Origin of the sequence: Kineococcus sp. DHX-1 (assembly GCF_042473625.1) — a bacterium.
GTDB lineage: Bacteria > Actinomycetota > Actinomycetes > Actinomycetales > Kineococcaceae > Kineococcus.
Genome location: NZ_CP170445.1, coordinates 4,061,149 through 4,073,875, shown reverse-complemented (window position 1 = coordinate 4,073,875; position 12,727 = coordinate 4,061,149). Strand labels below are relative to the sequence as shown.

Annotated in this window: 11 protein-coding genes; 9 read left to right on the top strand and 2 right to left on the bottom strand. The window is 73.0% G+C overall.

Annotation, left to right across the window (positions count from 1 at the left end):
• Positions 1–12: 12 nt before the first annotated feature.
• Positions 13–2,022, bottom strand: a complete 2,010-nt coding sequence (locus ACFEMC_RS19565; protein ID WP_380171169.1) for a putative bifunctional diguanylate cyclase/phosphodiesterase — start codon at positions 2,020–2,022, stop codon at positions 13–15.
• A 120-nt stretch (positions 2,023–2,142) separates the two neighbouring features.
• Here ACFEMC_RS19565 and ACFEMC_RS19560 point away from each other — a divergent pair, with 120 nt between their 5' ends.
• From ACFEMC_RS19560 to ACFEMC_RS19545, 4 genes are all read left to right on the top strand, one after another.
• Positions 2,143–3,276: a GGDEF domain-containing protein gene (locus ACFEMC_RS19560; protein ID WP_380171168.1), complete on the top strand. Its 1,134-nt coding sequence runs from the start codon at positions 2,143–2,145 to the stop codon at positions 3,274–3,276.
• A 9-nt stretch (positions 3,277–3,285) separates the two neighbouring features.
• Positions 3,286–4,200, top strand: coding sequence for a D-isomer specific 2-hydroxyacid dehydrogenase family protein (locus ACFEMC_RS19555; RefSeq protein ID WP_380171167.1), 915 nt, complete (start codon positions 3,286–3,288; stop codon positions 4,198–4,200).
• Positions 4,201–4,442: 242 nt separating this feature from the next.
• Positions 4,443–5,342 carry an MSMEG_6728 family protein gene (locus ACFEMC_RS19550; protein WP_380171166.1) on the top strand — a complete coding sequence of 300 codons (900 nt, stop codon included), beginning with the start codon at positions 4,443–4,445 and terminating at the stop codon, positions 5,340–5,342.
• Between the two features lie 29 nt (positions 5,343–5,371).
• Positions 5,372–6,031 (top strand): HAD family hydrolase, encoded by a 660-nt coding sequence (locus tag ACFEMC_RS19545; protein ID WP_380171165.1) that lies wholly within the window; start codon positions 5,372–5,374, stop codon positions 6,029–6,031.
• A 3-nt stretch (positions 6,032–6,034) separates the two neighbouring features.
• Here ACFEMC_RS19545 and ACFEMC_RS19540 read toward each other — a convergent pair whose 3' ends face one another.
• The gene (locus ACFEMC_RS19540; protein WP_380171164.1) at positions 6,035–7,297 is read right to left on the bottom strand and encodes a S8 family serine peptidase; all 1,263 of its coding nucleotides are present in this window, start codon (positions 7,295–7,297) and stop codon (positions 6,035–6,037) included.
• Positions 7,298–7,692: 395 nt separating this feature from the next.
• On the opposite strand from ACFEMC_RS19540, the gene ACFEMC_RS19535 reads away from it, so the two are divergent.
• Genes ACFEMC_RS19535 through ACFEMC_RS19515 form a run of 5 tightly spaced genes read left to right on the top strand, consistent with a single transcriptional unit; the run spans position 7,693 to position 12,648 of the window.
• Complete coding sequence (locus ACFEMC_RS19535; protein WP_380171163.1) at positions 7,693–8,940, top strand: extracellular solute-binding protein; 1,248 nt, start codon at positions 7,693–7,695, stop codon at positions 8,938–8,940.
• A complete protein-coding gene (locus tag ACFEMC_RS19530; RefSeq protein WP_380171162.1) occupies positions 8,933–9,901 on the top strand; it encodes a carbohydrate ABC transporter permease in 969 nt (322 codons plus the stop codon). The genes ACFEMC_RS19535 and ACFEMC_RS19530 overlap by 8 nt, the downstream gene beginning before the upstream one ends.
• Complete coding sequence (locus ACFEMC_RS19525) at positions 9,898–10,767, top strand: carbohydrate ABC transporter permease (RefSeq protein WP_380171161.1); 870 nt, start codon at positions 9,898–9,900, stop codon at positions 10,765–10,767. The genes ACFEMC_RS19530 and ACFEMC_RS19525 overlap by 4 nt, the downstream gene beginning before the upstream one ends.
• 22 nt (positions 10,768–10,789) lie before the next feature.
• Positions 10,790–11,563, top strand: a complete 774-nt coding sequence (locus ACFEMC_RS19520) for a ThuA domain-containing protein (protein ID WP_380171160.1) — start codon at positions 10,790–10,792, stop codon at positions 11,561–11,563.
• Positions 11,560–12,648 carry a Gfo/Idh/MocA family protein gene (locus ACFEMC_RS19515; protein WP_380171159.1) on the top strand — a complete coding sequence of 363 codons (1,089 nt, stop codon included), beginning with the start codon at positions 11,560–11,562 and terminating at the stop codon, positions 12,646–12,648. Before ACFEMC_RS19520 ends, ACFEMC_RS19515 begins: the two co-directional genes overlap by 4 nt.
• Positions 12,649–12,727 lie beyond the last annotated feature (79 nt).

Genomic DNA, 12,727 nt, shown 5'->3' with positions numbered 1-12,727 from the left:
CGCGACCGGGACCTAGCCGGACACGACCGGGGCGGTACCGCGCAGCAGCGCCGGCACCTCCTCGGCGGGCAACGGGTGCGAGTGGTGGAAACCCTGGGCGAGGTCGCACCCGGCGGCCGCGACGGCGGCGGCCAGCGCGGGCGTCTCGACGCCCTCGGCGACGACGCGCAACGACAACCCGTGCGCGATGTCGACGATGGAACGGACGAGGACCGTGTCGGCGTTGCGCGCCAACGGGTCGTCCCCGGCGAGGCCGTGCACGAGTTCGGGGTCGAGCTTGAGTTCGTCGACCGGCAGGGTCCGCAGCGCCGACAGGGACGCCAGTCCCGTGCCGAAGTCGTCGACGGAGATGCTCACCCCGGACTGGCGCAACCGCACGAGGACCTCGGCGACCGTGCGGTCCTCGTGCAGGGCACCGCCCTCGGTGATCTCCAGCCGCAGGCAGTGCGACCCCAGACCCGCCGCGGCCAGCGCGTCGAGGACGGTCGTCACGAACTGCGGCCGCAGGCAGCGCGCGGGCACGTTGACCGACACCTGCACCTGCAGGTCCTCCTCGCGCCAGGCCGCGACCTGGCGCAGCGCGCGCGCGAGCACGAACGCCGTCAGGGGTTCGGCGAGCGCCGTCTCGGCCGCGGCGGGGACGAACGCGGCAGGCGGGAGCAGCCCGCGGGTGGGGTGCCGCCAGCGGACGAGGGCCTCGACGGTCCGGACGGACCCCGTCGAGATCTCCACGACGGGCAGGTAGTGCAGGTGCAACTGCTCGTCCCCGCCCACCTCCAGCGCGGCGCGCAGTTCGGCCAGGGTGCTGAGGCGCTGGGAGGAGTTCTCGTCGTCGCCCGGGTCGTAGACGGCGACGCCGGTGCGCCGGGTCTTGGCCGAGTACATCGCGATGTCCGCCTGCCGCAGCAGCAGTTCGATCTCGTCGGTGACGTCCCCGGGGCCGTCGTCGAGCGGGTCCCGCAACGTCGCGGCGTGCCGGCGTCCGGTGATCCCGATGCTGGCGTCCACGTCGACGGCCACCTCGGCCACGACGAGGTCGCCGGCCAGGGCCAGGCGCATCCGGTCGGCGACGACGCGGGCGTCGCGAGCGGAACTGCCGGGCAGCACGACGGCGAACTCGTCACCACCGAGCCGGGCCAGGACGTCGCCGTCGCGCACGGCGGACCCGAGCCGGACGGCGACCTGCTGCAGGAGGTCGTCGCCGCAGGCGTGGCCCAGGGTGTCGTTGACCTCCTTGAACCGGTCGAGGTCGACCATGAGCACGGCGAGGTCGTCGTCGCCGTGCACCAGTTCGGTCTCCAGGGCCGCGCGCAGGGCGGCGCGGTTCGGCAGGCCCGTCAGCAGGTCGTGCAGGGCGCGGTGCTGCATCTGCTCCAGCAGCACCCCCTGCCGGACGCGGGAGGCCTCGGCGAGGCGCCACATCGTGAGGGACCCGGTGCAGGCGGCCGCGAAGAGCAGGGCGTGCACGACCGCGAACTGCCACGGGTGGTGGTGGGCGGTCGCGTTGTGGAAGACGATCTGCGGGTACAGCGTCCCGACGATCCCGTGCTGGAACAGGACGTACCCGACGGCCACGGTGAACGGCGCCCACGCCTCGTAGAGCGCGACGACGGGGACCATGACGAAGAAGTGGAAGTGCGCCTCGGTCCAGCCGGAGGAGATCTGCACGATCTCCCCCGAGGCCACGACGAGGCCGAGGGCCGCGGCGCACGAGCGCAGCCACGCGGGCGACCAGGCCGGCAGGGCGGGGTCGTCGGCGAGGTAGCGGCGCAGGTCGTCGAAGCCGGCGGCGGCGAGGAAGACGGCCAGGACGGCCCCGAACCCGGCGGCCTGCAGCAGCGGCAGCTCCCAGGCCACGGCGTAGGCGGGGACGACGAGGACGTGCACGAGGAGCACCGCGCAGACCCAGCGGTGGCGGCGTCGCCACTCGGCCGGGGACAGCGCGTGGCCCTGCGGCAGCCACCGGGTCCAGGCGTGCCGCGGGGTGTCGCGGACCGGGACTCCCGGCGCGGCGTGGTTCACCCCCTGGGCATCGGCACCGCCGACGAGACCCTGGAGACGCCTGCGGAGGATCACCCGAACGTGGCAATGTGTCAGGGCACCACTACGCAGCGTATCTAGTAGGGAGAGTCGGTGGGGCGGGTGAGCCAACATCCCGTGTTCGGGGCGGCCGCCCCGCAGGTACCGGGTGACGACCACCCCCGGGTGCCCGCGTGGGTGCCCCCGTGGCTTCGCAGTGGCCTGGCCCACGTGCCGTCGCGCTGGCGGGGAGGCGGCCCGGCCGTCGTCGCCGGCCGGGCGCTGCTGCTGGTCACCGGCACGCTCGTCGCCCTGACGGTCTGGGTGCTGTCGCCCGGGACGGCCGACGTCCTCGTCCTCACCGCAGTGGCCGCCGCCGCGGTCGTCCTGCTCGGCCTCAGCAGCGTGCTGCCCTGGCAGCGGTGGTCCCCGCGCGCGCCGATCGTCTTCCCGCTCGCCGTCATGGTGGCGCTCGCCGTCCTCGGCCGGGGCACCGAGCAGGTGGCCGGGGCCTACGTGCCGTTCTTCGTCCTCTGCTTCGTCTACGTCGGCGTCTTCCTGCCCCCGCACACGGCGTACGGCCTGCTGCCCGCCGCGGTGCCGCTGTACCTGCTGTCCTCGGAGGCCCTCGAGCCGACCGTCGTGGTGCGCACCGTCGTCGTCTCCTGCACCTGGCTGCTCGTCGCCGAACTCCTCGCCCAGCTCGCGCGGCGGCAGCGGGCCGCGGCCGACGTCCTCGTCCGCGACGCCCGGACGGACCCGCTGACCACGATCGGCAACCGCCGCGACCTCGAGGACCGCATGGTCCGCCTCGTCCCCGGGGACACCGTCGTCGTCTGCGACCTCGACCACTTCAAGCAGCTCAACGACACCCGCGGCCACGCGTTCGGCGACCAGGTGCTGCGCGAGTTCGGCGCCATGCTCGCCACGCACCTGCGCCGCGACGACTACGCGGCGCGCTTCGGCGGCGAGGAGTTCGTGCTCCTGCTGCACGCCAGCGGGACCGGGCCCGCGATGGACGTCGTGGAACGCCTGCGGCAGACGTGGTGCGACGGCGGCGGAGCGACGACGTTCTCGGCCGGGTGCGCCACGCTCGACGAGGTCACGAGCGCGCAGCAGGCGCTCGTCGCGGCCGACGCGGCGCTCTACGCGGCCAAGCGGGACGGCCGGAACTGCACCCGCAGCGCGGAGGCGGCCGACGGGTGGGGACCTAGGGTGGGGGCCGACAGCGTGCGTGACCTGTCCCACGAGCTCTAGGGAGACCCCGTGCCCACCCCCGCCGTGCACATCGGACCGCAGGACGACCCGCAGCTGAGCGAGGCGGTGGAACGCGGCGGCGGCCGGGTCGTCCCGCTGGCCGACGCGGAGGCCCTCGTGGTCGTCGGTGGTCACGGTGACCTGCCAGAGCTGCACGACGGGATCCGCTGGGTGCAGCTGCCCTCGGCCGGCATCGAGTCCTGGGTCGAGTCCGGGGTCCTGGACCGCGACCGGACGTGGACGTCGGCGACGGGGGCGTACTCGACGTCCGTGGCCGAGGGGGCCGTCGCGCTGCTGCTCGCGGGGATCCGCGGCATCGGCCGCGCCGCCCGGGCCACGACGTGGGACAACCAGGCGCTCGACGGCGTGCAGACGTCGCTGCGCGGGGCGACCGTCGCGATCGTCGGCGCCGGCGGCATCGGCAAGGCCATGATCCCGGCGTTCCTCGGGCTCGGCGCCCGCGTCCTGGCCGTCACCCGCCGCGGGCTCCCCGTCGAGGGGGCCTACGAGACGTGGGCCGCCGACCGCGTCCGCGACGTCTTCGCCGTCGCCGACCACGTCGTCCTCGCCGCCCCGGCCACGGCCGACACCGCCGCCCTCGTCGGCGCCGACGAGCTCGCGGCCCTCGGGTCGCAGGGCTGGCTGGTGAACATCGCCCGCGGGTCCCTCGTCGACACCGATGCCCTCGTCGCGGCCCTGCGCGACGGGACGATCGCCGGCGCCGCTCTCGACGTCACCGACCCCGAGCCCCTGCCCGACGGCCACCCGCTGTGGGCCGAACCGCGCGCCATCGTCACGCCGCACTCGACGAACCCGTCGTCGCTGCGGGTGCCGCTGCTGGCCGAGCGCGTCGAGGAGAACGTGCGCCGCTTCGCCGCGGGCGAGGACCTCCTCGGCCTCGTCGACCTCGACGCGGGGTACTGACCGCCGCACCCTCCGTCACCGCTGCGCGTGCGGCCGGGGGTTGGGCTCGTTGACGCATCGCGCTCGTAGGGTGAGCCGGCTGACTCGACGAGCCCATCCCGCCGCCCGCCTGCGGGTGGGGTCGCTGACGCAGCGCGCTCGTAGGGTGAGCCGGTTGCGTCAACGATCCCCCCACCGGCGGGCAGCGGCACCGGGCACGCTTCGGGGTGCGGCGAGGTGGGGGGCGCGCAACGGTGGGGTGCGTGCAGACGTTCCTCCCGTACCCCGACTTCGCGCGGTCGGCGGCCGTCCTCGACGGTCCGCGGCTGGGCAAGCAACGGGTGGAGACGCTGCAGGTCCTGCGCGCCCTGGAGCTGCCCGACTACGGCTGGGTGAACCACCCCGCCGTGCGCATGTGGCGCGGCTGCACGCCCGCGCTCGTCGCGTACGGCCTCGCCTGCACGGCCGCGTGGACGAGCGGGGGGCGGGCGGACTCCACCGAGCGGCTCATCGGCGAGTTCGCGCCGCAGGTGGTGGGCCGCAGCCAGCAGGACCTGGCCGACCTCATGCCGCCGTGGCTGGGGGACGAGGCGTTGCACCGCAGCCACCGCTCGGCGCTGCTGCGCAAGGACCCCGGGTTCTACCGCCCGGTGTTCGGCGACGACGACCCCGACGACCTGCCCTACGTGTGGCCGGACCCGCCGTCGCTGGAACCGCCGGCGCGTTCGCAGGGGCGCCTCGTCTGGGTCGCCCGGCCCGAGACGCCGCAGGCGCTGGGGGAGTTCCTCACCGAGGGCGTCGTCGGGCTCGGGACGGCGTCCGGGATCGACGTCGACGTGCGCGGCGCAGCGGAGGGGGCGACGTTGCGCGGCCTCCTCAAGGAGGTCGCGCCGGGCAAGCGTCCGGGCAAGGACCTGCGCGTGCTCGACACGTTCGTCAACGAACTCACCCCCGGCGACGAGGTTGCGGTGCCCGTGGAACGGGAAGGTGCCCTGTTGCTGGGCGAGGTCGTGGGGGAGTACGAGTTCGCGTCCGGCAAGGGCGTGTCCGTGCGGCACCGCCGGGCCGTGCGCTGGGGTGGGCGGGCCGAACGGGCCGACGTCTCGCCCCCGGCGCTGCTGCAGGACCCGCGCCACCTGTTCTGCGTCGACCTCACCGTCTGACCCGAAGCTCGACAACCGGAGGAGATCCCTTGCCCGACACCGCGGTCCTCGACGTCGACGGAACCCTCGTCGACACGAACTACCAGCACGCGATCGCGTGGTTCCGGGCGTTCCGCCGGTTCGACGTGACGCTGCCGGTGTGGCGGCTGCACCGGGCGATCGGCATGGGCGGGGACCAGCTGGTCACGGCGGTCGCGGGCGAGGAGTTCGAGTCCGCGCACGGCGACGACGTCCGCGACGCCTGGGTGGAGGAGTTCGACCCGCTGCTGCCCGAGGTGCAGGCCTTCGAGGGGGCGCGCGACCTCCTCGCCGAACTCGGCCGCCGCGGGTGGACGGTGGTGCTGGCCTCCTCGGGCAAGGGGGCGCACGTCGACAGCTACCTCGACCTGCTCGACGCGCGCGACCTCGTCGCGGGGTGGACGACGTCCGACGACGCGGACGCGACGAAACCCGCGCCGGACCTGCTCCAGGTGGCGCTGGAGCGGGTCTCGGGACGGTCCGGGGTCCTGCTGGGGGACTCCGTCTGGGACTGCGAGGCCGCGGGCAACGCGGGCATGCGCAGCCTCGCCGTCCGCACGGGGGGCTTCTCCGTCGAGGAGTTCACCGGGGCCGGGGCGGCCGCCGTCTTCGACTCCCTGCCCGAGCTGCTCGGTGAGATCGACCGGACGGAGTTCGCGCGGCCCTCCTGAGGCTCAGGGGGTGACGACGACCGGCACCGGACGCAGGGCGCGACGGGCGCGCGGGACGCTGACCGGGCCGGGCGGCGTCGCCGTGCTCGGCGGCGGCGAGGCCTGGGCGGCCCGGGCGGCCCGCACCGCGGCGGCGACGTCGAGCATCCCCACCCCGTACCCGTCGGGCCACGTCTGCCGGGTGGCCGTGCCCGTGAGCCAGCCCTCGACCGTCGCGGTGTCGGCCGTCGGGGCGACCGCCCGCAGGAGGGCGGCGGCCGCGGCGACCTGCGGTGCGGAGAACGACGTGCCCGAGGCGGCCACGTAGGCGTACGCACCGCTCTTGCCGGGGTTGCCCACGACGATCTGCTCGCCCGGCGCGCTGAGGTCGACCGACGCGTTGTGCTGGGCCCACGCGGCCGCCGCGCCGGACGACGTGGACGCCGACACCGAGACGACGCCGGGGTAGGCCGCCGGGTACTCGACGGGGTTGCCCTGGTCGCCGGAGTTGCCGGCGGAGGCGACGACCACGACGCCCTGGGACGTGGCCCACTGGACCGCGGCGGCGGTCGTGCGGTTGTAGTCCGGCCCGCCCAGGGACAGGTTGACGACGTTCGCACCAGCCCGGACGGCGGCCGTGATCCCCGCGACGATGGCGTCGCTGGAGCAGCCGGACTGCTCGCACACCTTGCCCGCCAGGATCGTCACGTCCGGGGCGACGCCCGCGGCGCCCACCCCGTTGCCGTAGGCGCCGGCGATGACGGTGGCGACCTCGGTGCCGTGGTCGACGACGATGGCGTCGGACTCGGTCGTGAAGTTGCCGATCTGCTGCACGCGCCCGACGAGGTCGGGCTGGGTGCCGTCCACGCCGGAGTCCAGGACGGCGACCTTGACCCCGGCGCCCCTCGTGGTGGGCCACGCGGCGTAGGCGTCGACGGTGCTGAGGTGGTAGGCGTACCGCAGGTAGGGGTCGGTGGCGAGCAGCCGGCGCGCCGGCAACCCCGTCGTGCCCGTGGGCGTCAGCTGGTACCGCGTGCGGACCTGCGCGTCGCTGACGGCGGGGTCGGCGTCGAGGCTGCGGACGAGGCGGGCGGCGGCCGCGGACCCCGCGGCGGTGCGCGTCTCCAGGCGCGGCTGCCCCTCGACCCAGCGCAGCGCGTCGACGTGGACGGCCGGCCCCGCGGTCTCGGCGGGCACGGCCGCCTGGGCGGGCGCGGCGAGCGTCAGGGTGAGCACGGCGGCCCCCAGCGCGAGGGCGCGGGCGGGGACACGGGCGGGTACGGGCACGGCTGCTCCCTGCGGTCGGTCGAGACGACCCTGCATCGGCCCTCCGGAGGACGGACTTGACGAACCCCTTGTGCGGTTCCCCTGCTCAGGCTAGTTTCTCGATTCGCATCGACGATGCGTATCGACGGCCCGTCGGCCTGGTTGACGGGTGCCGGTCGAGGTCCGGAGCTCTCAGGGAGGAGGGTGGGATGACGAACGACGAGCACGGTGGTCGACGAGCCCACCCGCAGACCCTGGACCGGACCGGTCCGTCCCGCCCGCCGTCGCCGCGCCCGTCGGGACGCGGAACGCGCTGACCCCCCGTGGTGCCCCGCCCGGGCGCACCACGCCCATCGTCGATACGCATCGACGATCGACCGCCCACGACGCCGTGGGTAGAGGAGAGGAAACACCAGATGGCTCGACAGACGGCTCGGTCCTCGGCCCGGCGCACGAGCAAGCGCGCCGGCCTCGCCGCCCTGCTGGTCCTCCCGCTGGCCCTCGGGGCCTGCGGCGGCGGTGGCGGGAGCGCCAGCTCGGGCAGCTCCGACACCCTGCGGGTGCTCGACTACTACAACTCCGACCCGAACAAGACGCTGTGGAACGACGCCATCGAGGCGTGCGGCAAGACCGTGGGCATGAAGATCTCCCGCGAGTCCGTGCCCGGTGAGTCGCTCATCCAGAAGGTCCTGCAGCAGAGCTCGTCCAAGACGCTGCCCGACGTCCTCATGCTCGACAACCCCGACGTCCAGCAGATCGCCGCCTCCGGCGCGCTGGCACCGCTCGACGACCTCGGCGTCGACTCCTCCGGCGTCGCCGACGGCGTGCTCAAGGCGTCCACGTACGAGGGCAAGCTCTACGGCCTGCAGCCGGTGACGAACACGATCGCGCTGTTCTACAACAAGAAGGTCCTCGAGGCCGCCGGTGTCACCCCGCCCACCACGTGGGACGAGCTCAAGACGGCGTCGGCCAAGCTCACCCAGGGCGAGCAGTACGGGTTCGCGATGTCCAACGTCAACACGTACGAGGGCACCTGGCAGTTCCTGCCCTTCATGTGGTCCAACGGCGGTGACGAGAAGGACATCGACACGCCCCAGACCGCCGCGGCGCTGCAGCTGGTCAAGGACCTCATGGACTCGAAGTCGCTGTCGCAGTCCTCGGTGAACTGGACCCAGGCCGACGTGGCCGACCAGTTCACCGCCGGCAAGGCCGCCATGATGATCAACGGCCCGTGGAACTTCGGCACCCTCGACAAGGCCTCCGGCCTCGAGTACGGCATCGTCCCGATCCCCGTCCCGCAGGCCGGTGGCAAGACCGTCTCGCCCTTCGGCGGGGAGGCCTGGACCGTCCCGCAGACGGGCGACAAGGACAAGCAGAAGAAGGCCGCCGAGCTCGTCCAGTGCCTCAACAGCGACGAGAACGAGGTGAAGATCTCGCTCGGCACGGGCACCGTCCCGACCAAGCCCTCCCTGGCGGGCCAGGTCACCTCCCAGAACCCGAACCTCACGGCGTTCGCCGACCAGGTCCCCGACCTGCGGGCGCGCACCGGTGAGCTCGGCGCCGAGTGGCCCAAGGCGGCCACCAAGATCTACACCGCCGTCCAGAACGCGCTCGTCGGTGGGATGACGCCGGAGGACGCGCTCAAGCAGGCGCAGAATGGCTGACGCCTCCGTGGGCTCCACGAGCGTCGCCTCCCGCACCGCCCCGCCGGCCTCGGAGCCGGCGGGGCGGGGCGCGGGGCACAAGCTCCGCACCCGGCTCGTCGAGGTCGCGTTCATCGTGCCCGCGGTCGTCTACCTCGTCCTGTTCTTCGGGTACCCCGTCGTCAAGAACGTCCTCATGGGGTTCCAGGAGTACACGACCAAGACCTTCTACACGGGTGAGGCCCCGTGGGTCGGGCTCAGCAACTACAGCGCCGTCGTCGGCAACGCCATCTTCGACCGCACGCTGTGGAACACCGTGCTCTTCACGGCCGGGTCCATCGTCGGGCAGTTCGCCCTCGGGCTGGCGATCGCGCTCTTCTTCCACAAGCGGTTCGCCCTGTCCGGCGTCCTGCGCTCGCTCATCCTGCTGCCCTGGCTCATCCCCATGATCGCCGGCACGGCCGTGTGGCGGTGGATCCTCGACACCGACAACGGTGCGCTCAACCGGATCCTGTCCGCGATCCCCGGGCTGGACCTCAACCCGAACTGGCTGACCTCCCCGCAGCTCGCGCTCGTCGCGGTCATCGGGGTCAACATCTGGCTCGGCATCCCCTTCAACATGACGATCCTCTACGGCGGTCTGCAGGAAATCCCCGAGGAGCTCTACGAGGCCGGCGCCCTCGACGGCGCGACCGGCTGGCGCGCGTTCCGGCACATCACGTGGCCCATGCTGCGGCCGGTGGTCACGGTGGTGCTCGTGCTCGGGGTCGTCTACACGCTCAAGGTCCTCGACGTGATCCTCGGCCTCACCAACGGTGGGCCGGCGAACTCCACGCAGACCATCTCGACGTTCTCGTACGACATGTCCTTCCGGCAGTTCGACTTCGGCCAGGGCGCGGCGCTCGGGAACATCCTCATCCTCATCTCCCTCGTGTTCGCCGTGGTCTACCTGCGGATCAACCGGAAGGCGGTCGACGAATGAGCGCGGTCGTCCCCACACGCGTGCAGGCCGGCGCTGACGTCCGGCCGACCGGGAAGGAGCCCCGGCGCCCGGTCTACACGGTCATCGGCATCCTCATCCTGGCGTTCATGCTGTTCCCGCTGTACTGGATGGTGAACGTCTCCCTGCAGCCGGCCGGGAACGCGGTCGCCACCCCGTGGTTCCCGTTCGACTTCAGCCTGCGCGGGTACACCACCGCCATCTCCGAGCAGGGCCGCAACCTCGTCACGTCGCTGCTCATCAGCCTCGGCGCGGTCGTGTTCAGCCTGCTCGTCGCCACCCCCGCCGCCTACGCCATGGCGCACTTCAAGCTCGGCCGCTGGGCGACGGTCGTGCTGTTCGGGATCCTCGTCACGCAGATGGTGCCGGGCATCGTCGTCGCCAACGCGCTCTACTCCGCGTACAGCGACCTCGGGCTGCTCAACACGCTGCCGGGGCTGATCCTCGCCGACTCCGCGGCGGGCATCCCGTTCTCCATCATCCTCATGCGCGCGTTCATGGGGTCGATCCCGGCCTCCATCGTCGAGGCCGCCTACGTCGACGGGGCCGGGCACGTCCGCGCGTTCTTCTCGATCGTGCTGCCCATGAGCCGCAACGCGCTCATCACCGCCGGGCTGTTCACGTTCCTGTTCGCCTGGGGCGACTTCCTCTTCGCCCTCACCCTGACCACCACCGCCGACCTGCGCCCCATCACACTGGGGCTGTACACCTACGTCGGCAGCTTCGTCGCGGACTGGTCGCCCATCATGGCGACGGCCGTCCTCTCGTCGCTGCCCGCCATCGCCCTGCTCGTCCTGGCCCAGCGGTACGTCGCCGCCGGTGTCACGGGCGGCGCCGTGAAGTCCTGACAACACCTGTGGAGCACCAGAGATGATCAACGTCACCGTGTGGGGCGAGAACCGCCACGAACAGCTCGAACCCGACGTCGCGAAGCGGTACCCGAACGGCATGCACGGCGCGATCGCCGAGGGCATCGAGGCCAACCTCGGCGAGGCCGTGACGGTGCGCACCGCCACCCTCGACGACCCCGAGCACGGCCTGACGGAGGAGGTCCTGCAGGGCACCGACGTCCTCACCTGGTGGGGCCACGCGGCCCACGACGAGGTGTCCGACGAGGTCGTCGAACGCGTGCAGCGGCACGTCCTGGCCGGCATGGGGCTCATCGTCCTGCACTCCGGGCACTGGTCGAAGGTGTTCACCCGCCTCATGGGGACCTCCTGCACGCTGCGCTGGCGCTCGGAGCACGACCGCGAACTGCTGTGGACGGTCGACCCGACCCACCCGATCGCCCAGGGCGTCCCGCACCCCATGGTGATCGAGGAGGACGAGATGTACGGGGAGTTCTTCGACATCCCCACCCCCGACGAGCTCGTCTTCATCTCCAGCTTCTCCGGCGGGGAGGTCTTCCGCTCCGGCTGCACCTTCAAGCGCGGCTTCGGCAAGATCTTCTACTTCCGCCCCGGAGACCAGGACTTCCCGACGTACTTCCACGAAGGGGTCCGCAAGGTCATCTCCAACGCCGTGGAGTGGGCCGTCACCGTGCGGCCGGAGCGGACGGCGCCGGTGCTGCTGCGCTACGACACCGAGGACTTCTACAACGGCCACGGGTACGAGGGCGCGCTGGACCCGGAGAAGCAGCAGTGACCCGCCTCGTGCTGGTGGGCGCCGGCGGGATGGGCCGCGCCTGGCTCGGCACCATCCTGCGCAACCCCGACGCCGAGCTTGCCGGGGTCGTGGACCTGGACCTCGACGTCGCCCGGGCGGCGCTGGCCGAGGTCGAGGGGGGTGCCGCCGCGGACACGCCCGTCGGGCAGGACGTCGTCGAGGTCGCCCGGCGCGTGGGTGCGGACGCCGTCGTGAACGTCACCGTCCCGCAGGCCCACCACCCCGTGACGACCGCCGCGCTGTTCGCCGGGTTCCCCGTCCTGGGCGAGAAGCCGGTCGCCTCGACCGTGGCGCAGGCCCTCTCGCTCGTGGCGGCCTCGGAGGTCAGCGGGCAGCCGTTCCTCGTCTCGCAGTCGCGGCGGTACAACCCGCACGTGGAGGAGTTCCGCGCGCAGGCCGCCGTGCTGGGCGACCTGGGCTCGCTGTCGACGGAGTTCTTCAAGGCCCCGCACTTCGGCGGGTTCCGGGAGGAGATGGCCCAGCCGCTGCTCGTGGACATGGCCATCCACCAGTTCGACCTGGCGCGGTACCTGCTCGGCGCCGAACCGGTGTCGGTGTACTGCGAGTCCTTCAACCCGCCGTGGTCCTGGTACTCCGGGGACGCCAACGCCGCCGCGGTGTTCGAGATGTCCACCGGCGCGCGGTACACGTTCACCGGGTCCTGGTGCGCGCCGGGCGTCGAGACGTCGTGGAACGGGTCGTGGCGACTGTCGGGTGCGAACGGGGCGGCCGTCTGGAACGGCGACGACCGCCCGGTGCTGGACGCCGACGGCGAGCCGGGGGAGTTCAGCGACCCCGGCCAGGAGATCGCCGGATCGCTCGCGGCGTTCGTCGCGTTCCTCACCCGCGGGGCGGCGTTCTCCGGCGAGGTCCACGACAACGTCCTGAGCCTGGCGATGGTCGAGGCGGCCGTGGAGTCCGCCGGTTCCGGGGCGCGCGTCCAGCTGGACGACGTGCTGGACCGCGCCTACGCCCGGGCCCTGGCCGACGAGCAGCGCGAGGACGTCGCGACGGCCCTGAAGGGCTGGTCGTCGGTGCGCGCGGCCCTCACCGGCGGTCGCTGACCGGATCCGCCGGACGCCGGGCGGAGCGGGGCGCGTCGTGGGTACGGTGGAACCGGTCGAAACCCACGGCTGCCCCGCT